Below are 26,494 nucleotides of genomic sequence, written 5' to 3'. Positions count from 1 at the left end.
CTTTTATTAATTTTTATCTTCTATCCACATTTCATTGAATAGTTTTTTGAATTGATCTGCCGGAATATAATCCGGAAGATTATCGCACCCGACATGGAGCTTTTGAAGAATTCGGCTGGATACCAGACCGGGAGATTCTCGTTCCAGCTTTTCAAGGCGCGCTTTGTTGGTCATTCCATCCACCCCTCGGTTTTACTGCTGTTTTCGGCTTGACGGCGCTCTAAGGCTTCCAACCGCTGTGCGACATCAACGGTATCCGTATACTTAGCGGCAAATTCCAGAACGCTTCTCGCGGCGTAAATGCGGGTCTGAGGATTGGCTTCTTTATCCTTCATTACGTCCGCTAATACCTCGGTTGCTTCTGCGGTTGAATTGCTGAGTTTTGCAACCGTCATTTCAAGCATTTCGGTTTTTGCCTGATTAAGGCGTTGCTTGAATTCCGGTTTTTGTTTGTAAGTGTAAATCGTCCGTTCGGCAACCCCACTTTTTAAGCTGGCTTCTTTCGTCGAGTTGCTGGAAAGAAGGGCTGCAATCAATTTTTCTTCGTTAACCCGCATGTTAATAGACACCCCCTGCGGATGCTGAAACTCGCTGAGAAAGGAGATTCCCAAGATAACGGTCAACTTCGTTAAAGTCGGTCGTTTTATGGACGTTCATTGTATCGATTCTTAACTGTGGTGTTACACTCGTCGCGTTAAACTGCGCATAGAACTTTGCTTGCGCAGCTTCCAAAACATACTTTAGATTTTCGGTTTTCACTTCAACGGAACCGGATACTTTGATCGGGCTGCTATTCGATACTTCAACCGGGACTTTTGTTGTCGCGGCGGTTGTCCCGCCGTTTGTTACCTTTTGATAATTTTTTGCATATTCGGAAAGAGCCTTTGTTTGGCTGGCAGTCTCGCTGTTTGCCTTATCCATAAGTGACTTCGATACCGCTGCGGCTGCTGCAACCCCTAAAACAGCGGCCCCGAATGCTATCCACTGGCCGGTCATAAGGGCAACGGATCCTCCTGTGATTTCCGCAACCGTCCGGGCGGTATTCATTGCCAATGTAAAAGTAATAACCGCCGTAGCGACTCCGGCAACCGCCGGGGCGATTTTGTCAATGTTCTGCGCCACAAAAGCAACCGCATTAGCTACTCCTGCCGCTCCGGTAGCAATAGCACTAAAGAACGGTTGATAATTTCCGGCTTTCATATCCGCGTTTAATCGTTGCATTGTCAACGAGAGGTTTTGAACTGCCGGGTTTGCTTCATCACCCATCGCCGTTTTCAGATTCGATGTAAAAATATTGGTCTGCGTCAAGAGGGAAGAAAAATTTTTATTTACAACATCCTGCGTAGCGCCGAACTTGTTAAACACCTGATCCAGATAACGAATCGTTCCCTGAATGTCACCTTTGTTGGTAAGCTGGACAATCTTATCCGCTGAAATGCCGGTCATATTATATCGGTCTTTAATGCTCTGCGTCTGGCCTCCTAAGATTTCCTTCAGAGCAAAAACCGCTCCTGATGCCCCCTGCGCCGGGTTCTTTGCATATAACCGTTCAACCAATTTGTTTAGCTGGTCGATCTGATCGATATTCTTGGTAAAGGATAACCATGATTCCGTCGCATTTGCTAAATCTTCCCGCCCTAATGCCGACTTTTCCGCATATGCCGAAACATAATTATAGAGCGCTGTTCCCGCCTGTGCGTTGCCTGTCAGAGACTGGAACGTGCTTAACTGAACCTGTTGCTGCGCCCCGATCTTAATCGCGTCAAAGAGTGTGTCAACAGCCTTTTTCCCTGCATAGGCCGCTGTTACAATTCCTCCGATTTTTAGTGCAAGGTTTCCAAGTCCAGACGCAACGGAACCAGAGCCAACACTCGCCAAGGCTCCCCGAAAAGAGGTCGTGGCTTTCGTCGCGCTTTCCTGCTGTCTCTTGTATTCATCTGCGGCATTGATAACTTTTCTCATAGTACCCGTATACTCGTCGGTCAGACGCATTACAGACTCCAAAGTGTTGCTCATCCTGTTTCACCTCCCTTTTTCATTTGTTCGGATATGATTAAATCGCTTGCTATGATAAACGCCCGCTCCCGGACGGGTATTTGAAGGAACTCGCCCGGAAGTATGTTGTGGTTTTGCAGGGCAAGATGGGCGTATATAGCCATACCGTCCTTACCCTGCTTGATTAGTTTTTTGCTTCATCTACGCGCTTTTCAAGATCAAACGTCAGGCTGTTGAATGCCGAAAACTCCGAAAGTATCCGTCCAAGTTCAGGATCAGTTACCATATTGATTAATACATTGTAAGGGTCAAGTACTCTATGGCCGATTTTTTCAGATATACCATCTTGTAACTCTTTGTTACGCAGGTCCGGGTAAACAATCGACTCGGCGGCGCAACGTGCCAATGTTTCCGTCATGCTGATTCCTTCCGGGAAGGTACTCGCAAGCAGAATAGATTCTTTCCCGGTGAGTTGACGCATTTCCCACTCAATGGGCTTTCCGTCCTTGTCCACATAATCAGGGGACACGACAAATTTAAGGTTAGGTTTACGCTTTGGGTTCAAAAAGCTGTTTAAATTATTCATTATAGTTAACTCCTTTATAAGAAATATTTTTGATCTTCGGGGCTGATTCTGCAATAGTTTTCCTTCCGGGCCTGAAGCTCATTGATTGCTTTTTGATTCTTCGCGATAAGCGCAAGGTACGGAGAATTTTTCAACTTGCTGATGGAGTTCAGCGTATGCGTCCATTTGACATACGCTTCGTCGGGCTGGTCGGTTGGAAGCTTCTGCATCACGCTTCCAATTGTCTGAATCCTCAATTCATTGCATACCTGACTCAATGTTTTTGCCATTTTGCACCTCCATTTTTTTAAGATGATCTATGTAAACAGCGGAAACAGAATATTTCCGCCTCATTTCTTCGATCTGCTCTATCGTCAGTTCCGGGGCGCTGCCGCCTCGGTTTCTAAAAGCACTTAACCCGGTCCCGCGATAAGCTCTCGCGTCCATTTCATCATAAAGAAACGGGATTAAGGTCCTCGCCGTTTTCGGTTTTCTGAGCGTCCTTAACGCTTTTTGCTGGTGCTGCCGTACCTGTTCGCGGGAACACCCTATAATTTCTCCGGTCTGATCTAAGGTTTTACCCTCATAATACCGGCATTGGATTGTATCCTTCTGAATGGAGTCCAGCGTTTCCAACCCCTTTTCAATCGCATCATGTAAAGAAGAAAGGTATAGGCCCCGTTCCACTTCATCAAACGGCGTTCCCGAATTTTTATCTTCGACCGTATCCATCAGTGTGAAATTTTCATCGTCGGATGACAGCGGCTTATCTAAGCTGTCCGAATTGTTGATAGGGTCCCGCTTGCTGGTCTTGCAACCGGTCAATTTCTGAAAATGATTCCAATATGGGAAGTTCAGATAAGAAACAAATTTATTTCCTTGCTCCGGTTTAAAGCCTTGTACCGCTTCCAGCATTACAAAATATCCTTCCTGGTTTAAATCTTCTTGCGTTATCCCACAGCGGGAACAAATATCATTAAAACGGTTGAAATATCGATATGCTATTTTCGTTAGAAGCTTCCTGATCTGCTCATAAAGTTCCGGAACATATTCTTTGTGGCCTTGCTGAATAAGTACCGCGAGTTCTTCATTTGTCATTGACAACCGCCTCCATTTTGCAGTAGAATAAATTAACAAGAATTTACCGGTAAGCTGCTTCCAAATGGGGGCGGCTATTTTTATTCAGCTTTCAATCAGTTTTAAATATCGCGGAACCGCCTTTTTTATCGATACTGACTTGCCGGTATCGCCGTTAATCATGAACTCTGTCCCGGTCACCGGGTCTTTTTTCATATAGTAAGGAGTCATTCCCATTCCATCCATAAGCATATCCATCGGCCCCTCCTTACCCTTGGAGTGCATCAGGGCATCCATTGAAGAAAAAGATTCAACTAAAAATTCATCAATTTCCCAATTCCAGTAGTCCCATAAAAAGTTGAATAATTCCAGCTCTCCACCTATTGGCTTGTCTTGATCCATTTCCCGAATGCGTTCCATCGTATAAAAATAGTCCTTGCATCCCCAACGGTCACCGTCATAGTCTTTTTTAATCGGGAAAAGTTGCATGAATTCTTTTGGCGTAAGCCGTGCCATAAACATTTGAATGCAGTTGATAAGGTCCATGCGTCCCTGTGCCTGTTCCGCGTCTGCCTTATCTTTTGTGGGCCGGGAAGCATTGATATACTTTACTCCAGCTACAATGATTTTTTTGGAGTCTCCCTGTAAGAGCGCATTTTGAAAAGCCTTGATCCACAACAGCGGCATACTCGGCTTGATTTTCGGTTGCGATTGTAAAAGTGTCAGCATAGATTTTTCCTTTCTAACAATTAAATTTTTAACGCTTTGCATAATGCTGATATCACAATGTCGTATGCTTCGCTTGTTTGAAGCGATTCATTTTTACAGTAATATCCTACTAATGGAATAAGCCGCTGTTTGAATCTTGAATAATCCGGCCAGTCTGCCTCTTGAATGTGGGCCGCGTCATTCAAAACTCTGTTTATCCTCGGTTCAATCTTCTTGATTTGGCCAATGGACAAATGCTTGTTTTGTATAATATTCATTCATTACCTCCATATCTTGTATCTACTTGTGCAAATTTCTGTTTATCACCGTCAAAATCAAGAGGAATCCGGCCTATTTTGCCCTCTTTATTCTTTGCAATGATTAATTCACGCTCATTCGGCTTTCTATCGTTATAGTTCATCAAAAGAATTGCGTCGGCGTCCTGTTCTGTCTGGCCGGAATCCCTCAGATTTGTCATATCAGGAGTTGTTTTTCCATCACGATTTAACTGTGACAACGCAATAACCGTGATATTGTCTTTCTGAGCTAATGTATGTAAGTCCATTGAGATGTTCGTTGCGCGTTCGTACAGGCTCTTAGCCGGGTTTTTGATAAGGGTTAAGTAATCTATAAAGATAATGTCCGAATGTAGTTGCAGCGCCTTAGACTTGATCTGCTCGGTGGTCATACCTGCCGCCTTAACAATCTGAAAATGGAGTTTATGGAAATCGTTATAGCTTTGTGTAATTCTGTTCCAATCGGACTCATTAAGACTGCTTGTTTTAATGTCATAAAATGAAACGCCGCCATAATTCGCTATCAACCTGTCGAATATCTTTTCCGGCTTCGTTTCAAGGGAAAAGTACGCTACGTTAAGGCTACGGGCCATATAAAGCAACATTTGAAGTGTAAAGGCTGTTTTTCCGGCGCTCGGTCTGCCTCCGATAATGATAAAATCGCCTTTGTCGAGGAATAAATACTTATCGAGAACCGAAAAGCCGGTATGGATATATTGCTTCGGGTGATCTTGCCTGTCACAAAAATTCAGGAACCCATCTTCCGCTGAAACTGTGTTTTTCTCGTTGCCGCTGTCAAAGCATTTCATAATCTGACCGGCTAATTCCTGACAGACCGGTATATCCTCGCCGCTGTCAATCGAATTGAGAAGCACAGCGGTTTTCTCATATGCTTTAATCTGCTGTGCGCGTTCATGAATTTGTCTTGCATACTCTTCACAATGGCTTATTGCCGGGGCTGCGCTGGCTGCCTCTAATACAATCTGCTTATATTCATCCCCGAGGGTAGGAAGAACTGTAACCGCATCAGCGGGCCGGTTCTCACGGTATAATTTCAAGCAGGCAGAATAAATCTCTCTGTATTCTGGAATTTGAAAATCATCTTCCGCAACGATTGGAACGATAAGCGGCATAATTGCCTTTGAATCCATCATTACACAGCCACAGGCCGCTTGTTCCGCTATAAAATTCGGTTTCATGTAAGATAAGGTATACTCCCTTCATTGTTTGTACTCGGAGTTTCGTCTTCCCAGCGGCGCTGGTTTAACCATGTTGACGGGTTTGGTATGTACTGGCCTTCATCCTTTGTCCACTCTTTGGAATCCTTCTGGACAATAATGGCTTTTAACATAGCCGACAATAGCGTATCATCAGGCTTATATTTCTTGAATGATTTCTCTGCCGCGCCCTTGCCGACCTTTTTCGGATAGGCTTTCCAAAACGTATCAAACAGTCCATCAATCCCCGTTGGGGGTATAGGGGTTATTTTATCTTTTACTTTTACTTTGTGTGTCAATTGTTGTCTATTAGATGGGTTTTGGACATCTATATCTTTTTGCCTCTCTGATTGTCGCTGTGCCCATTCTCTTTTCCTCGACCGTTCGCCATTTATCGAAGTTGTACGCCGTTCAATAGCTGGGCTTGATAGGACACCTTTTTCATCAAATAAAGCTTTATCAAATAGCCCAATGTCAAAGGCAGTATCAAGCATTTTGTCAAACAATCCGCTATCCGACGTAATATTCCGCGCTATTGCCGTTCTAATAGACGGGTTTTGGATGTCTAAAACTCCATTGCCCTTATAAATTCGCTCAAGAAGAAGAAAATAGAAAGCATATCCATCATTTCCATACAGGGCACGCATAGCTTCAATTTTTTCGTCGCTTGCTGCGTCTGTATCGTGTGGAAAATAGTCGAGCGTATCTTTCCGTGGCCTTGCCATTTATTCACCTTCACAGCCTTTCCGGGACGGCCCGAATGCCGTTTACCTGCTCAGGCTGTTCAACCCCAGGGCTTCCTAAATAAGTAAGAAGAGCGTCCAAGTTGTACATCCGTTTGCGACCTGCCATCACCACGGGCACCTTACCCGAAAGACCGAGTTGCCGGACGGCGTTCCGGGTCAAGGCAGTATCGGGGTCTATTTTCTTGATTTCGGGAATAACTTCATCCAATAGCCTGAGTCGTACCAATCCGGCGCGCCTCCTTTTCGTTAATTTGCGGCAAGTTCATGAATGATCTGCCGAATTTTCGCTTTTTCTTCGAGTGGAAGTTCATGGCGAAGTTTCTTGCTGAACGTTGTGTCGGCAACTCCGAGTTTTTCAGCTACCAACCAGTAAGGAAATCCAGATTCCTCAATAAGTCTTCTTATATCAAGGTTTACCTTTTTCATTTTGCAAACCTCCTTACAATGTATTTTCCCGTCTGTACTTTCGTTAAATGCCGCCCATACGGTGAACTCTTCGCCCATACCCGCAAGGTCTTATCGCTAACAATCGAGCCGCGCTATGCGCTGTTTAAATTTTGGGTGAGCCTCAATGCACACTATCCGAAAATGCTCGTGCCTATTTGCCAGACGATTCAATTTTATTTTTGTATTTGTTCTTGATTCTGTTCAAAGTATAGCGTATAATAGTTTATAGATAAATTGTAAATCATAAACTTATTCATAAACTTCAACGATGGGAGGCAAATATGAGCAATTATAAAAAAAGCGCTGAGGGTATGTTTACCACCCAAGACGGCAATAGAATGTTTTTATCCTCCGAGTTTGCATATGACTTGATTAAATTTGACGATTATAAAATTGATAAATTAGCTTATCCGGGAATTTGCGCATTAGCTTATACTAATATAGACAATATTCCAGTTAGTGAAATTGAAATAACAGAATCCGGCAAGAAACGGTTTGACGCTGATTTAATTACAAACCATGTTAAAGCAAATGATCCAAATTTATTTTTTTCGTTGTTGAATCTTATCGATAAAGCCGGGAAAATCCCATTTGGCAATGAATCAAGAATTGAATTATTTATATCTGAGCAACAAATAAATTTAGCCATAGAATGGGCGAAAAAATATGGTATACCATTTGAATCTGATATTACCAAGAGCATTGATTGTGATTTAGATATTCCCACACAGGGCACGGATAATAATTTAGGCATTCCCGCTAATAAGGGAAATAGCATTCCTTATGAACGTCGAAATGATTTTAAATACATTTGTGAACATGCTGCTCCCCCATTGATTCCAAACGCTCCCGTAAATAATACAGTTAAAAAAGAAGGATTTAGAATTGGAACATTTTATAGTTATCTGAATGACTTAAAGCATAATTTTGAAACAGTTAAAGAAATGCAGCATTTAAGCGCTGGTCAAAGCGAATACGCAGATTATTTTACTATTATGCTGTCAAAAACCAAATTTACCTGTGAAATAAAATATGAAAATGGATTCAAATATTATATAAAGGCGGCAAATGTTTTCGATGCTGCACAGTATCAACTAATTATGCTTATGGCCAATCCATCAGGCGAAAATATCAGGCGTTGTGCTTGCTGCGGCGAATGGTATCAACCTACGCGGAAAAATAATAATTACTGTCCTCTATGTTCGCCACAAAAAGCGTACAAACGAAGACAATCGAGCAATACGAAGGAGGTTTCTGACAATGGCAACAATCCAGAAGCGGGGAAATAGCTACCGTATCCGGGCTTTCTGCGGCTATACGGCTTCCGGGCGGCAAATTGAGAAAACCAAGACCTGGAAGCCTGATCTCGGAATGACAGAACGGCAAATTGAAAAGGAGCTGGACCGGCAAAAAGTATTATTTGAGGAAAGCTGCCGTGGCGCATCGGTTCAGGATGCCAATATCAAATTTGAGCGGTTCGCGGTTCAATGGTTCGATGAATATGCAAAGCCAAACCTGCGGACGCGGACGGTTGACCGCTACAAGCAGTACACCGGTCGGGCGTATGCGGCGATTGGAGGTCTGAGACTGGACAAGATTAGTTCCCGGCACATTCAAGCATTCATAAAGAACTTACAGGAACCGGATATAAAGACGGGCGGTGGTGCGCTGGCTCCGAAAACCGTAAGAGGGTACTTATCTTTCATATCAACAATTTTTGACTATGCAGTCAAGCAGGACATGATAAAGGACAATCCCTGCCGCCGGGTTATTCTGCCGCCTCTTAAACAAAAACCGCGCGATTGTTATTCTCTGGAAGAGGCACAGCGGTTTCTTGAATTATTGGAAAAGGAGCCGATGCCGTTCCGCGTCTTTTTCACATTGGCAATTTATGGCGGCTTTCGAAAGGGGGAGCTTCTCGGCCTTGAATGGAAAGATATTGATTTCGATTCTTGCGTTATTACAATTCGCCGGACCTCGCTCTACTCCAATACAAAGCACGGCACATTTACCGATACGACGAAAACGAAACAATCCCAGCGTTCCCTAAAGCTGCCCGCTGCCGTCTTTGACCTGCTGCGGGAATATCGAATCAAGCAAAACGAAGAGCGGTTGAGACTGGCCGACAAGTGGCAGGACATGGATCGGCTTTTCACAGCTTGGAACGGCGCACCAATGGGAACCTCAACGCCTTTGAAATGGCTTGACGCGTTCTTTGAAAGAACTGGAATGCGGCGCGTGACCATTCATTCCTTCCGGCACCTGAACGCCTCTCTCCTGATAAACGCCGGGGTAGATATTAAAACGGTATCCGCGTCCCTCGGTCATTCAGAAACATCAACGACACTGAACATTTATGCTCACACTTTCGCCCAGGCACAGGCGCGGGCTGCGGATGCAATCGGGGACGCATTAGCCTTAAAAAAAGACATAAAAAAAGCGGGCACCTGAAAATGGTGTCCGTTGTTTTTCGCTTTGTAACGGCCAAGTAACGGCCAATTTTAAGATTTTGCAAAAAAGAAAAGGCTCACAAATCCAGCATTCATGCGGAATTTTAAGCCTTTTTCATTGGTGGAGATGACGAGAGTCGAACTCGTGTCCGAGAATTGCTTGCCAGGGCCTTCTACGAGTGTAGCCGGTGATTTAACATTCCCTCAGCGCGGCGCCCAACGGCAAGCTTCGCGCTTTGGTAGCCTTTCAACCGTGACCGGGGTAAAGGCGTTCCCCGGTTCACGTTCACCGCTAATCGACGCTCTTATCCGGGCCGCGGTGCTCCCGGTAAGAACGGCAGTCTAATTAGGCTGCGTACGCCATCCCATAATTGTAGTTATAGTTAGCGTTTTCAGTTTTGTCATTTATTATTGCTTTGCGAAAATAAAGCATTCCGCGTCGCTACTCGCTTACCCTGGTTGACAATCCCCGTCGAAGCCTTTACATCCCCATGTTATCGGATTAACGGTTACGATCCTTTATGGCGCGCTCCATATCACGTTTGGCCGCTCTTGCCGCCATATCGGCACGTTTATCATACAGCTTTTTGCCCTTGCAAAGACCAACCTGGACCTTGACCATTGAACCCTTCAAATAGACGGACAAAGGAATCAGCGCATACCCATTCTGCTTTACCAGTCCGAACAGTCTCAGAATTTCCTTTTTATGCATCAGCAAACGGCGAACCCGCATCGGATCCCGGTTAAAGATATTCCCGTGTTCATACGGGCTGATATGCATTCCTCTGATCTGCAGTTCCCCGTTGTCGACCGCGCACCAGGCATCCTTCAGGTTCACCTGACCATTGCGGATGGACTTCACCTCTGTCCCGCAAAGCTCGATGCCGGCCTCCATGCTCTCCTCTACAAAGTAGTCATGATAGGCTTTTTTATTTTTCGCAATCGTTTTAAAAGAATCCTTCTGCATAAAAAGCCCCTTTTCCCCGGGAATTAGAGAATATCATATTTCCCGCCGGTTGTCAAGAGTTATGTAAACCGGCGGGATTCAGATTTCGCTTCGGCCCTCCAGCGCGCGGGTCAGCGTAAATTCGTCCGCGTATTCCAGGTCTCCCCCGACGGGAATTCCGTAGGCCAGGCGCGTAACCTTCACGCCGAGCGGCTTTAAAAGCCGTGAAATGTACATGGCGGTAGCCTCGCCTTCAACAGTCGGATTGGTCGCCATGATAACCTCTGTGACTTTCGGGCCTGTCTCCCCGATTCTGGCCAGCAGTTCTTTCACACACAGCTGATCGGGTCCGATTCCGTTCAGCGGGGAGATAACACCGTGAAGGACATGATAAACCGCGTTAAACTCGTGGGTGCGCTCCAGAGCGATCACGTCGCGAGGATCCTCCACAACACAGATCACGGAATGATCGCGCGCGGCATTGCGGCAAATCGGGCAAAGCTCCTCATCCGTCAGATTGCAGCATACTTTACAGTAATGAATTTTTTTGTGCGCTTCCAGAATCGCGTCCGACAATTCCTTGACGCCGTCATCGGAAAGGCCAAGCACATAGTAGGCAAGACGCTGCGCGCTTTTGCCGCCGATGCCCGGGAACCGCTCAAACTGGTCGATCAGACGTGACAGGGATGGAATATGATAGGCCGGCATCGCTTAAAAGAACCCCGGAACATTCAGTCCGCCCGAAATCTTTTCCATTTGTTCCGTTTTGTCGTTCGCGGCGGAACGCAACGCCTCGTTCACCGCGGCAAGGATCAGGTCGGAAAGCATTTCAACATCTTCCGGGTCCACAACCTCCGGCTTGATCTCAACCGATTTCACTTCCATCTTCCCCGTCACGGTCGCGCGCACCGCGTCCCCGCCGGAAGAGGCTGTGTATTCCTTTTCTTCTAATTCCTGGGTCGTCTGTGCCATTTGCTCCTGCAGCTTTTGCGCCTGACGCGCAATCTGCTGCAGATTGGAAGCGCCGCCTCCGCCGTATCCCTGGGGCAGTCTTGCTTTCATTGCGATCTCCTCCTGTTATTTCGTTTCCACCGGAATTCCCTGATTCTCTGCTTTCTGTGCCAGTTGTGCGAGCGGGTCGTCCTCCGGGCTGTCTTTCTTGGGCTTCCGGTATGGGCCGAGATTGTAAGTCCGGCCCGTCACCTGCTGAATCGCCTTGCGCATATTTTCGCGCTGTTCGGGTTTCCGAAGTAATTTAAATGCAATTTCATTCGGTGCGTCGATCAGAACGTACTCCCCGCTGAGATAGGCGGTGGAACCGTTGAACGCCGCGGCGACCGTGTGAGAATAGCTTTTCAGGGCCTGTACGATTTCCGGCCATTCGGTCAGTTGTTCCGCGCCCGCTTTCAGTTCGCCGATAACCTGCTCCGGTTCCGCCGAAGAGGCAGGCCTCTTTTGGGGCGTTTCCATGTCCCCCGGGACCGGTGCTTCAGGGCAGCCGCTCGCGTCGGGCGGTTCCGGCTCTTCTCTTTGAGCTGCCGGGGCCGCCGCGCGCCGGGACGGCATCGCCGCTGTCCGCTGAGGGGGCGCTCCATGCTCCAGCGCCTCGATTCGCCGCAGCAGCGCCTGTGCGGAAGTATCCAGCCGCGGCGAACAAAGACGTATCATCGCAAGTTCGAATTCAACCCGCCGGTCTCCGCCGCGAAACATTTTTTCAAGCGTCGCCTGCAGCGCGTCGATCGCGTGCAGGATTGTTTCAATCGAAATTGCCCTGGACTGCTCCGTCAGCTCGCCGTATTCCGAATCAGTCACCGCGAGAAGCGACCGGGGCTCTTTCATCGTTTTGATCAGCATCAGGCTGCGAAAATGGGAGGACAATTCCTCGCACAGCCTAGCCATATCCTTGGAAGAAGCGTGCAGGCGGTCGATCATCTCAAGCGCGGTGGCGGAATCCTGACGGCGAACCGCGTCGGCCAGCTCAAACAGATGATTCCGGCCGACAAGTCCGGCCGTTTCCACCACAACGTCCTCCGTCACCGTTTTGGCGCGGCCGAAGCACTGGTCCAGAATCGAAAGCGCATCGCGAAGCGCGCCGTCGGCCAGACGGGCGATCAGAAGCGCCGCCTGCGGTTCAATGGAAGCGTCCTCGTGCTCCGCGACATAGGTGAGCCGTTCGGCAATCTCCTGCGGCGGTATTCTGTGAAAATCAAAGCGCTGACACCTTGACAGAATCGTCGCCGGCAGCTTGTGAACCTCGGTGGTGGCGAGGATAAAAATCACATGCGCCGGCGGTTCCTCCAGCGTTTTGAGCAGCGCGTTAAACGCGCCGACGGAAAGCATGTGCACTTCGTCAATAATATAAACCCGGTATTTCGCCGCGGCGGGCGTAAAATTCGCTTCTTCGCGCAGGGTGCGGATGCTGTCGACTCCGTTATTGGAGGCCGCGTCGATTTCGACGATGTCCATGACCGACCCGTCGTCGATCCCGCGGCAGATTTCACATTCCCCGCAGGGATCCCCGTCCTTCGGGTTCAGGCAGTTGACCGCCTTTGCCAGAATTTTCGCGCAGGTGGTTTTACCGGTTCCGCGGGAACCGGTAAAAAGATACGCGTGAGCGACACGACCGGACGTCAGTTCGTTTTTCAGCGTCTCGGTGACCTGCGGCTGGCCGACTACGTCGGAAAAGGACTTCGGCCTCCATTTTCTGTACAGCACCTGATACATGCCAAATCACCGCCCTCCAAAAACGGAAAGCAAGACAGGCCGCGATGCCGCGGCGCTCATGCGATTGGATATGCGGACGAACAGACTTAACTGCGTCGCACGGAGCAACTCCGCTTAATGCTGCTCGGTTCCCCGCCTGACATGGTTCACGGCGCCCCGCCGCACAGAGCCCGCCCGGCCGCATATCCCATCGCACGCATTTCTGCCTTGCTTTATTCTGCGTGTGTAAAGATCACGTTGTTATTATACCCTATTCTTCCCGAAAAGACAACCCGTATTTTATGTTTTCGGGTCATCCGGGGTGCCGGCCCCAATCATCTTCAAGGAACGTTCTGCCGCTTCCTTGGAAAAAACATCCGGGAGTTCCTCTTCCGGATTCCCAGAAGCCTCCGCCGCTCTTTTTCCGCGAGCTGCCCCCGCTTTCTCAGTGCTTGAGCATCGTTTTTCATAGATCCCCCTGCAGGGATGCGTACTGTTTTCCGCTATCATACCACATTGGAATCCAACCGGCAAGTTTGCGCGGAAAGACGTGACTCATGGCAGCATGCAGCATATGGATCTTGACAAGCTGATAAGCACATGGTATTGTTTCATTTAGATGAACGTCTAAACGATAGGAAGTGACCGCTTGGCTCTTGCAAACACCTTCAAAGCACTTTCTGACCCAACGCGGCGCGAAATTCTGAATCTTTTGGGGGTACGGCCGCTGTCTGCGGGAGAAATCGGCGCTCATTTCTCCATGACGGGGGCAACGGTTTCCCATCACCTGGCAATTTTGAAAGACGCGGGACTTGTTTTCGACCGGCACGAGGGAAAGTATATTTTTTATGAGCTGAACCTCTCCGTCTTTGAAGAAGTCTTGAACTGGTTTCAAACATTTTTGGATCAAAAAGGAGATTCCCATGAAGAAGCTGAAAAAAAGTGATTTGTTTTACTGGTTTTTCGCCGTTCTGCCATTTTTGATTTCAGCTGCGTTTTATCCCTATCTGCCGGATCAGATCGCGGATCACTGGAACAGCGCCGGCGCTGCGGACGGTTACAGTTCCAAAGCATTCGGGCTGTTCGCCCTTCCGGCGATCATTCTCGCGGCTGCCGTGCTTGTCAAAATCATGCTGAAGATTGACCCGCGAAGCCAAAATATTGATCGCTCTCCGCAAATGAGAGGCATCTCCCTGTGGTTCATCGTCATCCTCGCAAACGCAATGGATATTTTTGTTATCCTAAGTGCTCTGGACGTTCGCTTTAACATGAACATGATCGTCACTGCCCTGGTTGGAATCGGCATCGCCGTCATCGGAAATTACCTTCCAAAATGCAAGTTCAATTATACGATGGGGATCCGGGTCCCGTGGACGCTTGCCAGCGAAAGCAACTGGGAAAAAACGCACCGCATGGCGGGGCCCATCTGGGTGGCGGGCGGTGTACTGATTGCGCCGATGATTTATTCCTACGCGATTTTCAGGCGCGGCAACTGAGAGGATTGAAAATTTTAAAGAACCAGAGATGATATTCATGATTTCTTTGTCCGTTTTATTGGCGTTTGCCTTTGCGGCGGTCTGCACGCTGATTGTTCCCGCAATCCTGCTTTTCGTACTTTGCCTGAAGCACAAAATCAGCCAAAAGCCCATGTGGATCGGCGCTGCGGCGTTTTTTGTCTCTCAAATCTGCCTGCGCCTGCCGATTCTGTCCGCACTGGGCAAGCAGGAGTGGTTTCAAGCCTTTGCGAAAAACAATTTTATCCCCTATGTGATTGCGCTCGCATTCACCGCCGGGCTGTTTGAAGAGGGCGCGCGTTATCTCGGCGCTCGTTATCTTTTGAAAAAGCAGCGGGCCTTCCGGGACGCGGTCGCGTTCGGGTTGGGCCATGGTCTGTGCGAAACCGTGCTGCTGGTCGGTCTGACGGAGGTTTCCAACCTGATTTTCTGTCTGATGCTGAACAACGGCACTCTTCCCGCATCCGCCCCGGCTCTAAAGCCGGCTGTCGACGCGCTTTTGGCCGTTGCGCCGTACACCGTTTACATGGCTGTCTGGGAACGTATCTTTACCGTCCTGTTTCATGTTTTCGCGTCCGTCCTGGTGTTTCTCGGCGTCAGAGAAGGAAAATTCCGCTTCTGGCTGTATGCGCTCGCCGCTCATACCCTGACGGATTCGGTCATCCCGCTTCTCTCGAAATACGGAACTGCCTGGGCCAGCGAATTTGCCGTCGGCATTGTCGGCGCTGCCGGCCTGTGGCTTGTATTTCAAATGCGTCCGGCGTTTCAGAAGAAAGAATTGACAGACGAAAGCGCATGATCCGCCCTTTTCCAAGGCCTTTTCGTATGTTATAATAGAGACAGGAAACGACAAAAAGGGCGGCGATTACAGTTGTATCAAACATGGGAAGAACTGGAGCACGCGTGTCTGAACTGCACCAAATGCGGACTGTGCGAAGGGCGTACCAACGTCGTATTCGGAATGGGAAACCGGGATGCAAAAGTCCTGTTTGTCGGCGAGGGGCCGGGCGAGCAGGAGGACCTGCAGGGCAGACCGTTCGTCGGACGCAGCGGACAGCTTCTTGACAAAATGCTTGACGCGGTGGATCTCAGCCGTGACAAAAACATTTATATCGGCAACATCGTCAAATGCAGGCCGCCGAAGAACCGCGACCCGATGCCGGAGGAGCAGGAGCAGTGCATCGGCTGGCTTCGGAATCAGGTTGCGCTGATGAGGCCGAAAATTATCGTCTGTCTGGGGCGCATCGCCGCGATGAAACTGATTCGTCCGGATTTTAAAATCACGAAGGAACACGGATTGTTCACCGAAAAAAGCGGAGTCTTGATGACCGCGACGCTCCACCCCGCGGCGCTTTTGCGCAACCCGAACAACAAGCCGGGCGCCTTCGAGGATTTTCTAAAGCTGCGGGATAAAATGAACGAGCTTGGAATTGAGTAATGTTTTCGTGAACCCGACAACAGAAAAGGGACAGGCATTTAGCCCGTCCCTTTTCTGTTCAGCTTTCCGTAATCACGCCGCCGTTCACGTGAATGACCTGACCGGTTACGCAGGCCGAGTCTTCGCAGGCCAGATAGACGTAAGCCGGCGCAAGCTCAAACGGCTGCGCCGCCCGGCCGAGCGGCACATCCTTGCCAAAGGCTGAAACCCTCTGCTCATCGAAGCTGGATGGAATCAGCGGAGTCCATACCGGCCCCGGCGCCACGGCATTGACGCGGATGCCTTTGGACGCAATTGACTGGGACAGCGACCTTGTAAATGAAACGATCGCGCCTTTGGTTGCGGAGTAGTCAATCAGAGATGGATTTCCCTGATACGCGGTGACGGAAGCGGTACTGATGATGGAACCGCCCTGGTTCATATGAGGCAAGGCGGCTTTCGTCATATAAAAACAGCTGAACACATTTGTTTCAAAGGTGTTATAGAGCTGTTCGCAAGAAATCTGTTCCATACCGTTCTGCGGAAACTGCACCGCAATGTTATTGACAAGAACATCTATTTTTCCGAAAACGGACATGGCTTTGTCAATGACCTGAATCGCGCCGGATTCCTTGCGCAGGTCGCATTTCACCGCGGTGCACTGTCTTCCCGCCGCCTTTACCATTTGAAAAGTCTTGTCCGCATCCTCCTGCTCTTCCAAATAGGCAAATACAATGTCCGCGCCTTCCTTGGAAAAAGCGACCGCCACCGCCTGCCCGATCCCGCTGTCTCCGCCCGTAATGACGGCAACGCGGTTCTGCAGCTTCTGGCAGCCCCGGTAGGCGGGATTGTCGGTGACCGGCTGCGGATTCATCTGCTGCTGACAGCCCGGCTGTTTGCCCTGATGCTGGGCCGGAAAATCCATCGGCGTTGCCGCCGGGGCATTCTGATAGGTGCTTTTGATGTCTGCCAAAATCATCAATCCTTTCACTTGTTTTTCCGGACAGAATCTGCCGGCTTAACGTCTAAAATAGTTTAGCCTTTTTTGCAAGCCCTATCCCGAAAAATAATGCCGCCCCTTTCGGGGCGGCAAGTGGAGAGAAAGTATTATGAAAAAAATTGGTTAATCCCCTCGCGGGGAGACTTATAATCCATATTGATCTTATGTTCTCTTCTCTTTCGGAATAATCTTAGTATAAGGCCCCAATATGTCCGTGAAGTGAATCGAATATAAATGAAATAAGAAATATCTGTGAAGAAAGTAAGAATGAATGACTGATGAACATTTGAATGCTGCTCCCGTATATCGGGAAAAGGTATCGCGAATTGGAGGTTGCACATGGACAGAATTGCAGTATTGATCCCCTGTTACAACGAAGTGCGGACCGTGGCAAAGGTGATCTCGGATTTCCGGCGCACACTGCCGCAGGCTGTTGTTTACGTTTACGATAACAACTCGACGGACGGAACGGACCTTGCCGCCCGAGAAGCGGGCGCGGTTGTGCGGTACGAATACCGCCAGGGGAAAGGTCAGGTCATCCGCAGCATGTTCCGTGACATCGAAGCCGAGTGTTATATTATCGCCGATGGGGACGACACCTATCCTGCCGAATGTGCCCGGCAGATGGCAAACATTATTTTAAATGAAAAAGCAGATATGGTAATCGGAGACCGGCTCTCCGCTACTTATTTTCAGGAGAATTCAAGGCCGTTCCACAGTGTTGGCAATACGCTGGTGAAAAGATCCATCAATTTCCTGTTTCACACGGACATCAGCGACATTTTGACCGGGTACCGCGCTTTCAGTTATGAGTTCGTCAAAACATTTCCGGTTTTATCAAAGGGATTCGAGATCGAAACGGAAATGACCATTCACGCTCTGGATAAAAATTTGGGAATTGAAAATGTCGTCGTGCCCTACCGGGACCGTCCGGCGGGCAGCGAATCCAAGCTGAACACGTATTCCGACGGGATCAAAGTACTGCGAACCGTGGTACGGCTGTATAAAAACTGCCGTCCGTTTCAATTCTTCGGATTTCTCGGCGGGCTGATGTTTTTGCTCGGCGCCGTCCTGATTGCACCCGTTTTCATCGAATATCTCAGAACAAGCCTGGTCCCGCGGATTCCCACCCTGATTGTCAGCGGTTTTCTGACGCTGGGCGCGCTGCTTTCCATTTTCTGCGGAGTAATACTGGACGTTCTGGCTCAGCAAAACCGACAGGACTTTGAACTTCGTTTGAATGAGTTTCACGAGATTCGCAGAATGAAGCACCACAAGACGAATCATGAAAATTGATCCTGACGGCCCGAAAACATCAAAAAAGCCGTCTCCCGAAGGAGGCGGCTTTTTTGAGTTCGATCTTACTCGATCACCTGGACATTGGCAGCGCGCAGCTTGCCGTTACGGGAATCCGTTTCAGTGTCATAGGAAACCTTCTGACCTTCGGAAAGAGTTTTATATCCGTCAGCCTGGATAGCGGAAAAATGTACAAACACATCTTCGCCGCCGTCGTCGTTGGAAATAAATCCATAGCCCTTTTCCGCATTAAACCATTTTACCGTGCCTTTATTCATTTCGAAAAGCACCTCCGATATTAGTATGTCCTAATGTGAAACTAAAAACTCACATCCAGCGCAAATCATTAAACGTTCAATGACTTACATAAAGATGTGAGTTCCATTGGCACATTTAGAAGACGGTAATCATTTTAACATAGAACCCGTTCTTTGTCAAACTGAATCTTATTAAAGCCTTAATTAAAAATTCCGTTTAATGTGCGGCAAGCCGGAGAAACTAACGAAAAAGAAAGGAGTATAAAATGGAACAGAATAAATCAAGCAAAGAAAACGAAGAACCAAGGCTGAAACTGAAAGACGATGTTTCTTTCATGGATGAACAGCCGGCTGCTTCCGCCATGGAGTGTACCGGCCTGATGCCGTCTCTTCCCGCGACGGAAGACGAAGCCGAAAACTATTCCAATATCTATTCAGTCCCCGCGCCAAGGCAGATAGACGACCCGGAAATCCGAAGGAAGCCTCTTCGTCACCATAAAATCGGCGGAAAAAAATCCTAAGCCGAATTTTCCAAGCCGGTCCCGCAAAAACGGAACCGGCTTTTTAAAAAAGCGCAAAAAGAAGCCGCCTCGCCATAGCCTTACCAGCTATTTTGAGACGGCCCTAGAATTTACAACGTCAGCCCCAATGGGTGACGGTCAAAGTACGGGATGAAGAATTGCGGAAAGTTATTTCATGCTTTCCTCGTATTTCTTGACCATGTTCTTTACCATCTGGCCGCCGACAGAACCGGCTTCCTTCGTGGAAAGATCTCCGTTGTAACCCTGTTTCAGGTTCACACCGACTTCGGACGCAGCTTCCATCTTAAACTTATCCAGAGCTTCACGAGCTTCCGGAACAACATGTTTGTTACTGGACATAAAAGCAACACTCCTTCATTCAATCTTATTTCATTTCCCTTGCGTTTGCTTTACTATTTTGCGTTGTGATTTCTTTTTTATGAATGTAAATTTTTTCAATATCTAAAGATTATATTCCTTGAATGAATCCACGCCCGCAATCAGCAAAGCGGCGCATACCATAAGCAGCTGGTGGGGACTGATGAGCGTGTTGAATTTTGCGTTAAAATCGTGCGGCTCCAGCACCTGCCCGTCCAGCGTGTTCAGTGTTCTCTGAAGACTCAGAGTCGCCGTCCCGTCCTCCAGCCCCGCTATGCTCAGGGTGTCCTTTGGGCTTGTGCCGCAGGTAACCGCGGTAGCTTCGGATCCTTTCAGCAGTGCTGCCGCATTGACGTTTTTCGATTCCAAAACATAAAGGAACCCCGGAGGGCATGGCAGCGGTTTTTGGGGTGGAAACCCATTTTTGAAAAGCACCATCCCTCTTTTCAGGCCGATTTCAGGTAATTTTTCGTATTCATATAAGAAATATTCCGGGGAAGAACCGTATTCCGAAACACGGTTCGGGCCGGAATATCTTACCCCTCCGTATTGTGGAAGTGCAGAAATCAGCGCCTGCGATACGGACGTGTCGTTCAGGTCTCCGCATAAAAAAATGTTTACCATGAATCATACGCCCCTGTTTTCAAAATTCTGAAAACAGTATTTACCTGCTCCGCTGAAATATGTAAGGTAATTGCCCCCAAATCGTTTTGGAGGTACTTATTTTTTTGACGGGGAATTTGGAATCTGCATTCCGGCCGGGTCAATCGTGTAATGATCCTTTGCAATCAGCTGGGAAACCGGAACAATGGTATATCCCTCCGACTGCAGTGTTTTTAAAACAGCCGGCAGCGCCGCGGGCGTGTTTTTGGCTCCGTTATGAAACAGAACAATGGAACCGGGTTTTACCTTTTTCGTTACGCGGTCAATAATCTGTTGCGGAGTGGGGTTTTTCCAGTCAAGAGAATCAACAAAAGATATAAAATTAACATTTGGGCTCTTCTAGGAATTTTCTGCAAATCCGCAGACGCGGCTGTCATTGTCCTGTTCCTGTTTTCCAGATTCAACGTCCAGCGTTTTATCCTATTCCTTTTCCTGCTGCTCCGCGGCTTTGCGGGCCGCCTCCCTTTCGTGAAACTCCTTGTAAATTTCGCAGATCCGCCGGTACGCGACCCGGTCGTCCTCCGGAGTTCGGTTCGGATTATGTACAACCTCACATTTCAGCGGCAACCCTATCACCCCCGAATCATTTTTATGTCCATCTGGTTGTACATCTTTCCGATAAATTTAATCCGGCTTTGCTTTGGCAAAGACGCCATGATCGATGCTGAAGAGTACTGTTATTGAAAAAATAATAAAAAATCGCAAAATATTCTCGTTTAACCATGCCGTTAATGATAAGATAAAGCCATTAAAAGTCTGTGCGAAATCGCAGCTTTCGTAACAGTTGATTCCCTGTTAGGAAATGAGCAAAAAAGAGCCCGTAACCACAGATCGTGACAGGCTGTCTGAAACAGCGTCTTAAACCGTTACTATGTATAAACCAGGGCCCCACCCTTTCAGCGGCCGCCTGAGAGGGCGATCCCATATCGGAGGATTTTTCAGAGATAGCGATAAAAAAACCCGCGCCGCAAACCCGGCGCGGGGGATTACTGCTCTGATTATTTGCTCTTCTTGAACAACGGAACAATTTGAATGCTGGCATCATCGGCCCATTCAATCAGGTCATTTACCGCGTTGCGGGTTACTTTCGTGTCTTCTTCCACGCTGGAAAGGCGCTCATCTATGGAACCCAACCGTTTTTCCATGGAATCCAACCTTTTTTCCATCGAATCCAAACGATTCCCCATAAAATCGAAACGTTTTCCCATAGAATCCAGTTGCCCATTAATAGGCTGCAATTTCAAGTCCATAAGTTGGGCAATTGCCTGCAAATCATTTTTGTCCAGCATTATAACACCGCCTTGTTCGTAAAGTATATCATTCACTCCTGCAAATTTCAAGATAAAAAAGGATTGAGATTGCTTATGATCGCCATTTACGCCCGCCAGTCCGTTGACAAAAAAGATTCGCTGAGCATTGACGGCCAGATCGAGCTATGCCGCAAAGAATGCAGTGAAGAGCCGAAGGTTTTCGCCGACCGCGGATATTCCGGCAAGAACACGGACAGACCGGCGTTCCAAAAAATGATGAAAGCCGTCAAGCGGGGAGAAGTTGACAAAATCATCGTTTACCGCCTGGACCGGATCAGCCGTTCCATCACCGACTTTGGGGCAGTATGGGATATGCTGAAAGAACACGGAACGGAATTTGTGTCGGTTAACGAAAAATTCGATACTTCCACCCCCGTCGGCCGGGCAATGGTTTATATCATCATGGTATTCGCCCAGCTTGAGCGTGAAACGATCGCGGAGCGAATCAAGGATAATTACTACCAGCGCGCAAAACGCGGTGTATACCCCGGAGGACCGGCTCCGTTCGGATTCTCCGTAAAACGCACCGTATTGGGTGGAAAAGCCGCCTCCGTCCTCGTTCCCAACGAACACATCAAGACGGTCGAAGAAATTTTTGAGCGTTACGCTTATTCCGGGGTTTCGCTCGGCAGCATCGCCGCCCTGCTGGTCAAGCAGGGGATCACCGGAATCGGGCGCAAAACATGGGATAATGTGTCTATCAGCAGGATTCTTCATAACCCCGTTTACGTTAAGGCCAACGCGGACGTGTATTACTATTACCGCGAAAAAGGCCTGATCCTCTTCAACGAAATCGACGACTTTACCGGTAAAAAAGCGCTGTTCATCTGGGGCAGGCGGGACCGCGGCGCGAATAAGTACGCAAATCTGGACGAACAGCTTATCGCCCTTACCGCGCATGACGGAATCATTGATTCACGGACTTTCCTCGCCTGCCAGCGGAAGTTGGACAGCAATCGGCAGCTGAAGCGAACCGGATGCGGGAAATATACCTGGCTTTCCGGTCTGGTCAAGTGCGACCAATGCGGCTATTCGCTCAGGGTGATTCATACGCGCGGATATCTATATTTTTATTGCTCCGGTAAATCCAATCTGCACCTATGCGACGCAAAGCACACGGAGAGCGTCCGGGAAGTCGAAAATGAAGCCGCTGCACAAATTCAGGCGGAACTGGATCGCCTTGCAGACGCGCCTGAAAAGGATGAGCCGGTCGACAGCCATAACGCTGAAAAAATTGAAGTCGCCAAAATCGACGGTCAGATTGAAAACCTGATCGACCGTTTGGAAGAGTCTAATGAAATTACCATGCGTTATATGAACCAGCGTATAGCGGCTCTGGACTCCCGGAGAAGCGAGCTGCTGAACCTCATCAATACCGTTTCGAACCGCCCCCGTCCGAGTGTTCCGGATGTGCCGTTCGCAGAGCTGGACTTCGACGCGAAGAAAGCTATTGCTCACATGCTTGTCTCCCGTGTGGAGGCGGGACCTGAGCACGTGAAAGTCATATTTAAATAGTTAAGTACAACCTTTCCTTCCCTAAAAACAGGCGCGAAAAAGGCATCCGTTCAAAACGGATGCCCCATAATATTTTGTCCCGTGTTACGCCCGGGTTATCGACTGCTATCCCTGCTTTTGTTGTTTAGTCCTTAAAACAGTTTAAAATGACTCCAACGCCGAAATTAAAGCCTTCGGTTTGGCATGAAAAGTTAGGCTTGTTGAATATTTCCAACTTTTGTAGTGTAGCACGATTCATTGCTTTTGTCAAATAAAAAAAGAAACGGACGAAGGCTGTCCACATGATATTGATCAATTTCAATCTTTGAATACTATATGTTGATAACTCGGTTGAAATTGTGGATAGGAAAGAATGGCATTAAAATTTGCATTTTAACAAAAACCAACTTAAAGTTTACATAATCTTGCTTGCATTTGCACGTGTTTCAGCATATGATGGATTATAGAAAGGAGGAAAACCATGGGCGTTATATATGAAGTTATAAAACTTCCGGAAAAAGATAAGAAAAAATTTCTTGAAGGGATCATCAATCAGGAGGCATTTAAAAAATTTAATCCTGAAAAAATCAAGAGCCCAAAAGCAGGGGCCGGCAAATAGTACAAGAAACCGTGACGATAAAGTTACGGATACTTTTTTGCTCTTATTTCCTTTTATAGCTCAGCGCTGACCCGGGCGCGCCCTCAGCTGCAAACGAAAGTTTTTTATTTCCATATAATGTCATTGATTTTTTCACAGGGCTGTGGTATACTCTAGGAGTATTCTAAAATGTACGAAATGTCTCACATTTTTTGTAAGTCATTCACATTGTTGAAGATTTACAAAAAATGTGAGTTTTTTTACGCGGCGGATACAATTTAATTTAATGGAGGTACCTGTTTATGAATAACGGTACAGTAAAATGGTTTAACGCAGATAAAGGCTATGGCTTTATTTCCAACGATGATGGCGGCGAGGATGTTTTCGTGCATTTCTCCGCTATCCAGTCTGACGGTTATAAATCATTGGAAGAAGGCCAGAAAGTAGTTTACGATACTGAAACGGATTCCCGCAACGGAAAGCTGCGCGCGTCAAACGTACGTATCGCATAAACCTCCGTTCCGCCCTATATGGGCGGTTCTTTTCTTATTTTAGGTCGTCTAATTTTCGCCAAAACCGTTTGCTGTTTTGTTTGATGTAAACAGTGAATCTTTACGGAGGTCGAACATGAATCAAAACAACATCGTGGTTCTTAAAAGCAAACTTACCGTGTATACGGTCTGTTATCAAGAAGCGAAAAGAACCAAAGACCTAAAACGTATGATTCTTCTTGCGCCTATCATAAGCGACCTCCAAAACGAGATCGGAATTTTGGAAGAGTAACCTACGGCTTCTACTTTTACAGTAGGAGCCTTGTTTGTTTATGCTCTGCTTTGGCTGAAAGGGAAATATCTCCATGAAAATCAAAAGTTATAAAAAGGACTCGCCTGACTTTAAAAAAATTCAAGAAACGCTCGCCGCTGAATGGCAAGAGCGGCTCAAAAACGACTCACCAGAAAATCCTTTGAAAAGTAAAAATACAGAATGCAACGATTCCGACTGATCAGCCGCCCGTTTCGGGCGGCTGATTTTACATTTCGGACGAAAGGCTGCTGCATAAACATATTTATTCTTATATCATATGGTTCAACGTCCCATTGAACCGGATACATATTTAAATCCTGGGTGGATTTTACCACTGCATTATTGTAATCGCCGTATGGAGGCCTGAAAAGAATCGGGCTGACGCCTGTAACCGCTTTAATTTTATCATTGCAGGAAACAATCTGCTTTTTCATATCGGTTTCAGACAGCTTCGGCATATGGGGATGCGTATCGGAGTGGTTGCAGACTTCATGCCCCGCCGCCGCCAAAGCTTTTACAGAGTCCGGATATTTATCGACCCATGCGCCGACTACAAAAAAGGTCGTTTTCACATTGTATTGCTTTAAAATATCAATCAGGGTCTGTGTTTCCTCATTTCCCCACGCCGCGTCGAATGATATGGCGATTTTCTTTTCCTCCGTCTTTACATTGTAAATCGGAAGCAGCCGCTTGGCAGACGAGGCCTGTACGGCCTGCACGCTGCGAACTCCTACGGCGGCTGCCACTACGACGGCCAAAGCGCAGAACAGAACGGTGAGAATCCTTTTACGGGTAAAAGTAATGACACGCATAGTCTATTTCCCCTTTCTGTTTCAAAATATATGCGTATTAAGATAACATAAAACCGGTTTATCCGAAAATCCGTATTCTGTAAGGCGCGTTAAGATCCAGAAGGTCGTTTTCAAGCCATTGCAGGAACATGTTTCCGCCAAGCATATTGACGGTGATAGCTGCCGATCTGTTCCGGATCCGTCACCATACCGCCGAAAACGGCTTCCAGCGATCCCCGGATCACCATAACGATAGTTCGCAGCTCGTGGGAAATATTTGCCGTGAAATCCTGCCTGAGGCGATACAGTTTCTGGCTTTCCCGTCTGGCCGCCATGAAAAAGGCAGAGGCTCCGTTTGGGTTTCCCAAACGGAGCCTCTGCCTGCTTATTCCGTATTTTTAATTTCTTCCCGGAGGTCTTCAATATATGGTTCCAGCTTGTCCTTGCGTTCCTGATCATTTTCCTTCTCGGCCGTGTGATAATAAGCCAGGAACACCCTTAACTTGCTTTGCAGCGCAATCTTAGAGTTCACTTTCATTTTAGACCTCCCGTAATTCAATTTGATCTTAAAGTATTGTTTACATAATAACATAAAATTATGAATTTTTTATGAACAATTTAAGAGCTAACCACCCAGTGTTACATCACAATTCTGATACCACCGCAGAGCCTCATAAAAATGTGAAGGCTTAAAATCAGGCCAAAAATCGTCTATGATGTAAAAATCCGCATAAACCGACTGCGCAGGCAAAAAGCCGCTTAAACGTCTCCGCCCGCCCCACCTGATGATCAGATCCATTCTTGGAATTCCGGACGATTTGATCCGCCCGTTTTGTGCAAGGCCGTTTATATCCCACTCCCAGTCATAATTCACCAGAAAATTCAGATTGATCGTTCCCTTGCCGAAGCAAACCCTTCGGTTTGCGTATTTTTTCAGCTCCGTTGGGAAAGCAGGCGATTCCGCGTTTCCCACGACCAGCAAATTGGCGTCTTTGCCGCTTAAAAGTTCGACGGCATCCACACAGGCCTTCGTAAATGAGTCGCGCTGCTCTTTCGCCCTTTTATTATTGTCTTTGGTGAAGCCGTAAAAGGTCGCCTCTTTCACGCCGCATTCCAGCAACAGACGATAAAGCTCAAATCCCGGCTGAATGCCGTGCCCATACCCGTCTTCTTTCCTTAATCCGTTTCTTTGGGCCCATCTTCTGTTTCCGTCCGGAATGATGCCGATGTGGGCGGGTATTCTTTTAAACTGTTCCATAAAAATCCCTTTAATTAAATCAGGAAATTATTACCAATCTGAT

At 47.6% G+C, this 26,494-nt stretch carries 38 protein-coding genes and 2 other RNA genes; 12 read left to right on the top strand and 28 right to left on the bottom strand.

From position 1 onward, the window contains the following. Positions 1 to 6: 6 nt before the first annotated feature. From CAFE_RS10395 to CAFE_RS10340, 12 genes are all read right to left on the bottom strand, one after another. On the bottom strand, positions 7 to 174 hold the full coding sequence (locus CAFE_RS10395; RefSeq protein WP_156990596.1) for a hypothetical protein: 168 nt from the start codon (positions 172 to 174) through the stop codon (positions 7 to 9). Beyond that, positions 171 to 557 carry a hypothetical protein gene (locus tag CAFE_RS10390; RefSeq protein WP_156990595.1) on the bottom strand — a complete coding sequence of 129 codons (387 nt, stop codon included), beginning with the start codon at positions 555 to 557 and terminating at the stop codon, positions 171 to 173. Before CAFE_RS10390 ends, CAFE_RS10395 begins: the two co-directional genes overlap by 4 nt. Position 558: 1 nt before the next feature. Beyond that, on the bottom strand, positions 559 to 2,016 hold the full coding sequence (locus CAFE_RS10385; RefSeq protein ID WP_156990594.1) for a hypothetical protein: 1,458 nt from the start codon (positions 2,014 to 2,016) through the stop codon (positions 559 to 561). 163 nt (positions 2,017 to 2,179) lie between these two features. Beyond that, positions 2,180 to 2,581 carry a phage tail assembly chaperone gene (locus tag CAFE_RS10380; protein WP_156990593.1) on the bottom strand — a complete coding sequence of 134 codons (402 nt, stop codon included), beginning with the start codon at positions 2,579 to 2,581 and terminating at the stop codon, positions 2,180 to 2,182. A gap of 14 nt (positions 2,582 to 2,595) precedes the next feature. Continuing rightward, on the bottom strand, positions 2,596 to 2,850 hold the full coding sequence (locus CAFE_RS10375) for a hypothetical protein (protein ID WP_156990592.1): 255 nt from the start codon (positions 2,848 to 2,850) through the stop codon (positions 2,596 to 2,598). Beyond that, positions 2,819 to 3,658, bottom strand: coding sequence for a sigma-70 family RNA polymerase sigma factor (locus CAFE_RS10370; RefSeq protein ID WP_156990591.1), 840 nt, complete (start codon positions 3,656 to 3,658; stop codon positions 2,819 to 2,821). Before CAFE_RS10370 ends, CAFE_RS10375 begins: the two co-directional genes overlap by 32 nt. 84 nt (positions 3,659 to 3,742) lie before the next feature. Then, positions 3,743 to 4,366, bottom strand: a complete 624-nt coding sequence (locus CAFE_RS10365) for a hypothetical protein (RefSeq protein ID WP_156990590.1) — start codon at positions 4,364 to 4,366, stop codon at positions 3,743 to 3,745. Positions 4,367 to 4,386: 20 nt separating this feature from the next. Beyond that, positions 4,387 to 4,623, bottom strand: coding sequence for a hypothetical protein (locus CAFE_RS10360; RefSeq protein ID WP_156990589.1), 237 nt, complete (start codon positions 4,621 to 4,623; stop codon positions 4,387 to 4,389). Continuing rightward, positions 4,620 to 5,840: a replicative DNA helicase gene (locus CAFE_RS10355; protein WP_156990588.1), complete on the bottom strand. Its 1,221-nt coding sequence runs from the start codon at positions 5,838 to 5,840 to the stop codon at positions 4,620 to 4,622. Before CAFE_RS10355 ends, CAFE_RS10360 begins: the two co-directional genes overlap by 4 nt. Then, the gene (locus CAFE_RS10350) at positions 5,837 to 6,583 is read right to left on the bottom strand and encodes a DUF4373 domain-containing protein (protein ID WP_156990587.1); all 747 of its coding nucleotides are present in this window, start codon (positions 6,581 to 6,583) and stop codon (positions 5,837 to 5,839) included. The genes CAFE_RS10355 and CAFE_RS10350 overlap by 4 nt, the downstream gene beginning before the upstream one ends. A gap of 10 nt (positions 6,584 to 6,593) precedes the next feature. After that, on the bottom strand, positions 6,594 to 6,830 hold the full coding sequence (locus CAFE_RS10345; RefSeq protein WP_156990586.1) for a hypothetical protein: 237 nt from the start codon (positions 6,828 to 6,830) through the stop codon (positions 6,594 to 6,596). A 20-nt stretch (positions 6,831 to 6,850) separates the two neighbouring features. Next, positions 6,851 to 7,030, bottom strand: coding sequence for a hypothetical protein (locus CAFE_RS10340; protein WP_156990585.1), 180 nt, complete (start codon positions 7,028 to 7,030; stop codon positions 6,851 to 6,853). Between the two features lie 302 nt (positions 7,031 to 7,332). On the opposite strand from CAFE_RS10340, the gene CAFE_RS10335 reads away from it, so the two are divergent. Both CAFE_RS10335 and CAFE_RS10330 read left to right on the top strand, forming a co-directional pair. Next, entirely contained in the window at positions 7,333 to 8,340 is a 1,008-nt protein-coding gene (locus CAFE_RS10335; RefSeq protein WP_156990584.1) for a hypothetical protein, read from the top strand. Further along, complete coding sequence (locus tag CAFE_RS10330; RefSeq protein ID WP_156990583.1) at positions 8,312 to 9,502, top strand: site-specific integrase; 1,191 nt, start codon at positions 8,312 to 8,314, stop codon at positions 9,500 to 9,502. Before CAFE_RS10335 ends, CAFE_RS10330 begins: the two co-directional genes overlap by 29 nt. A gap of 118 nt (positions 9,503 to 9,620) precedes the next feature. On the opposite strand, the gene ssrA is transcribed toward CAFE_RS10330, so the two are convergent. From ssrA to ffs, 6 genes are all read right to left on the bottom strand, one after another. Then, positions 9,621 to 9,992: a transfer-messenger RNA gene (gene ssrA, locus CAFE_RS10325) on the bottom strand. An 11-nt stretch (positions 9,993 to 10,003) separates the two neighbouring features. Then, the gene (gene smpB / locus CAFE_RS10320) at positions 10,004 to 10,468 is read right to left on the bottom strand and encodes an SsrA-binding protein SmpB (protein WP_066650033.1); all 465 of its coding nucleotides are present in this window, start codon (positions 10,466 to 10,468) and stop codon (positions 10,004 to 10,006) included. A gap of 78 nt (positions 10,469 to 10,546) precedes the next feature. Beyond that, entirely contained in the window at positions 10,547 to 11,155 is a 609-nt protein-coding gene (gene recR / locus CAFE_RS10315; RefSeq protein ID WP_066650031.1) for a recombination mediator RecR, read from the bottom strand. A gap of 3 nt (positions 11,156 to 11,158) precedes the next feature. After that, positions 11,159 to 11,509, bottom strand: a complete 351-nt coding sequence (locus tag CAFE_RS10310; protein WP_066650029.1) for a YbaB/EbfC family nucleoid-associated protein — start codon at positions 11,507 to 11,509, stop codon at positions 11,159 to 11,161. A gap of 15 nt (positions 11,510 to 11,524) precedes the next feature. Then, positions 11,525 to 13,171 (bottom strand): DNA polymerase III subunit gamma/tau, encoded by a 1,647-nt coding sequence (gene dnaX, locus CAFE_RS10305; RefSeq protein WP_156990582.1) that lies wholly within the window; start codon positions 13,169 to 13,171, stop codon positions 11,525 to 11,527. 75 nt (positions 13,172 to 13,246) lie between these two features. Continuing rightward, an RNA gene (gene ffs, locus CAFE_RS10300) (signal recognition particle sRNA small type) lies at positions 13,247 to 13,347 on the bottom strand. Between the two features lie 452 nt (positions 13,348 to 13,799). On the opposite strand from ffs, the gene CAFE_RS10295 reads away from it, so the two are divergent. The 4 genes from CAFE_RS10295 (at position 13,800) to CAFE_RS10280 (ending at position 16,102) form a co-directional block, all read left to right on the top strand. Next, positions 13,800 to 14,096, top strand: coding sequence for an autorepressor SdpR family transcription factor (locus CAFE_RS10295; RefSeq protein WP_156990581.1), 297 nt, complete (start codon positions 13,800 to 13,802; stop codon positions 14,094 to 14,096). Beyond that, a complete protein-coding gene (locus CAFE_RS10290; protein ID WP_156990580.1) occupies positions 14,074 to 14,646 on the top strand; it encodes an SdpI family protein in 573 nt (190 codons plus the stop codon). The genes CAFE_RS10295 and CAFE_RS10290 overlap by 23 nt, the downstream gene beginning before the upstream one ends. A 37-nt stretch (positions 14,647 to 14,683) precedes the next feature. After that, positions 14,684 to 15,463 carry a YhfC family intramembrane metalloprotease gene (locus CAFE_RS10285; RefSeq protein ID WP_066650003.1) on the top strand — a complete coding sequence of 260 codons (780 nt, stop codon included), beginning with the start codon at positions 14,684 to 14,686 and terminating at the stop codon, positions 15,461 to 15,463. A 72-nt stretch (positions 15,464 to 15,535) separates the two neighbouring features. Next, a complete protein-coding gene (locus CAFE_RS10280; RefSeq protein ID WP_066650000.1) occupies positions 15,536 to 16,102 on the top strand; it encodes a uracil-DNA glycosylase in 567 nt (188 codons plus the stop codon). A gap of 58 nt (positions 16,103 to 16,160) precedes the next feature. On the opposite strand, the gene CAFE_RS10275 is transcribed toward CAFE_RS10280, so the two are convergent. After that, positions 16,161 to 17,006, bottom strand: coding sequence for an SDR family oxidoreductase (locus CAFE_RS10275; RefSeq protein WP_233452776.1), 846 nt, complete (start codon positions 17,004 to 17,006; stop codon positions 16,161 to 16,163). Between the two features lie 414 nt (positions 17,007 to 17,420). Here CAFE_RS10275 and CAFE_RS10270 point away from each other — a divergent pair, with 414 nt between their 5' ends. Continuing rightward, the gene (locus CAFE_RS10270; protein WP_156990579.1) at positions 17,421 to 18,377 is read left to right on the top strand and encodes a glycosyltransferase family 2 protein; all 957 of its coding nucleotides are present in this window, start codon (positions 17,421 to 17,423) and stop codon (positions 18,375 to 18,377) included. Between the two features lie 65 nt (positions 18,378 to 18,442). On the opposite strand, the gene CAFE_RS10265 is transcribed toward CAFE_RS10270, so the two are convergent. Beyond that, the gene (locus CAFE_RS10265; protein ID WP_066649990.1) at positions 18,443 to 18,655 is read right to left on the bottom strand and encodes a cold-shock protein; all 213 of its coding nucleotides are present in this window, start codon (positions 18,653 to 18,655) and stop codon (positions 18,443 to 18,445) included. Positions 18,656 to 18,900: 245 nt separating this feature from the next. Between CAFE_RS10265 and CAFE_RS10260 the strand changes: the two genes are divergently transcribed. Next, a complete protein-coding gene (locus tag CAFE_RS10260) occupies positions 18,901 to 19,155 on the top strand; it encodes a hypothetical protein (protein ID WP_066649987.1) in 255 nt (84 codons plus the stop codon). 168 nt (positions 19,156 to 19,323) lie between these two features. Here CAFE_RS10260 and CAFE_RS10255 read toward each other — a convergent pair whose 3' ends face one another. The 4 genes from CAFE_RS10255 to CAFE_RS10240 form a co-directional block, all read right to left on the bottom strand. Continuing rightward, positions 19,324 to 19,515 carry an alpha/beta-type small acid-soluble spore protein gene (locus tag CAFE_RS10255; protein WP_066649984.1) on the bottom strand — a complete coding sequence of 64 codons (192 nt, stop codon included), beginning with the start codon at positions 19,513 to 19,515 and terminating at the stop codon, positions 19,324 to 19,326. 102 nt (positions 19,516 to 19,617) lie between these two features. Continuing rightward, positions 19,618 to 20,157, bottom strand: coding sequence for a hypothetical protein (locus CAFE_RS10250; protein ID WP_066649983.1), 540 nt, complete (start codon positions 20,155 to 20,157; stop codon positions 19,618 to 19,620). 459 nt (positions 20,158 to 20,616) lie between these two features. Further along, positions 20,617 to 20,763 carry a hypothetical protein gene (locus tag CAFE_RS10245; protein WP_156990578.1) on the bottom strand — a complete coding sequence of 49 codons (147 nt, stop codon included), beginning with the start codon at positions 20,761 to 20,763 and terminating at the stop codon, positions 20,617 to 20,619. A 431-nt stretch (positions 20,764 to 21,194) separates the two neighbouring features. Then, positions 21,195 to 21,485, bottom strand: a complete 291-nt coding sequence (locus tag CAFE_RS10240; protein ID WP_066649978.1) for a hypothetical protein — start codon at positions 21,483 to 21,485, stop codon at positions 21,195 to 21,197. 75 nt (positions 21,486 to 21,560) lie between these two features. On the opposite strand from CAFE_RS10240, the gene CAFE_RS10235 reads away from it, so the two are divergent. The 4 genes from CAFE_RS10235 (at position 21,561) to CAFE_RS19675 (ending at position 24,381) form a co-directional block, all read left to right on the top strand. Further along, positions 21,561 to 23,021, top strand: a complete 1,461-nt coding sequence (locus tag CAFE_RS10235; protein WP_066649976.1) for a recombinase family protein — start codon at positions 21,561 to 21,563, stop codon at positions 23,019 to 23,021. 460 nt (positions 23,022 to 23,481) lie between these two features. Beyond that, positions 23,482 to 23,619 carry a hypothetical protein gene (locus CAFE_RS10230; protein WP_156990577.1) on the top strand — a complete coding sequence of 46 codons (138 nt, stop codon included), beginning with the start codon at positions 23,482 to 23,484 and terminating at the stop codon, positions 23,617 to 23,619. Positions 23,620 to 23,900: 281 nt separating this feature from the next. After that, positions 23,901 to 24,110, top strand: coding sequence for a cold-shock protein (locus CAFE_RS10225; protein WP_066649973.1), 210 nt, complete (start codon positions 23,901 to 23,903; stop codon positions 24,108 to 24,110). Positions 24,111 to 24,225: 115 nt separating this feature from the next. Further along, positions 24,226 to 24,381, top strand: coding sequence for a hypothetical protein (locus CAFE_RS19675; RefSeq protein WP_166525111.1), 156 nt, complete (start codon positions 24,226 to 24,228; stop codon positions 24,379 to 24,381). A 155-nt stretch (positions 24,382 to 24,536) separates the two neighbouring features. On the opposite strand, the gene CAFE_RS10220 is transcribed toward CAFE_RS19675, so the two are convergent. The 4 genes from CAFE_RS10220 to CAFE_RS10205 form a co-directional block, all read right to left on the bottom strand. Next, positions 24,537 to 25,214: a polysaccharide deacetylase family protein gene (locus tag CAFE_RS10220; protein WP_066649970.1), complete on the bottom strand. Its 678-nt coding sequence runs from the start codon at positions 25,212 to 25,214 to the stop codon at positions 24,537 to 24,539. A 110-nt stretch (positions 25,215 to 25,324) separates the two neighbouring features. Continuing rightward, the gene (locus tag CAFE_RS10215; RefSeq protein WP_066649960.1) at positions 25,325 to 25,561 is read right to left on the bottom strand and encodes a histidine kinase dimerization/phospho-acceptor domain-containing protein; all 237 of its coding nucleotides are present in this window, start codon (positions 25,559 to 25,561) and stop codon (positions 25,325 to 25,327) included. 17 nt (positions 25,562 to 25,578) lie between these two features. After that, positions 25,579 to 25,731 (bottom strand): hypothetical protein, encoded by a 153-nt coding sequence (locus tag CAFE_RS10210; RefSeq protein WP_156990576.1) that lies wholly within the window; start codon positions 25,729 to 25,731, stop codon positions 25,579 to 25,581. 87 nt (positions 25,732 to 25,818) lie between these two features. Next, the gene (locus CAFE_RS10205) at positions 25,819 to 26,451 is read right to left on the bottom strand and encodes an undecaprenyl diphosphate synthase family protein (RefSeq protein ID WP_066649959.1); all 633 of its coding nucleotides are present in this window, start codon (positions 26,449 to 26,451) and stop codon (positions 25,819 to 25,821) included. Positions 26,452 to 26,494 lie beyond the last annotated feature (43 nt).

Origin of the sequence: Caproicibacter fermentans, from assembly GCF_009746625.1 — a bacterium.
GTDB classification, from domain to species: domain Bacteria; phylum Bacillota; class Clostridia; order Oscillospirales; family Acutalibacteraceae; genus Caproicibacter; species Caproicibacter fermentans.
Note: the sequence above shows the minus strand (reverse complement) of the source record. Positions and strands in the feature narration are given on the sequence as shown.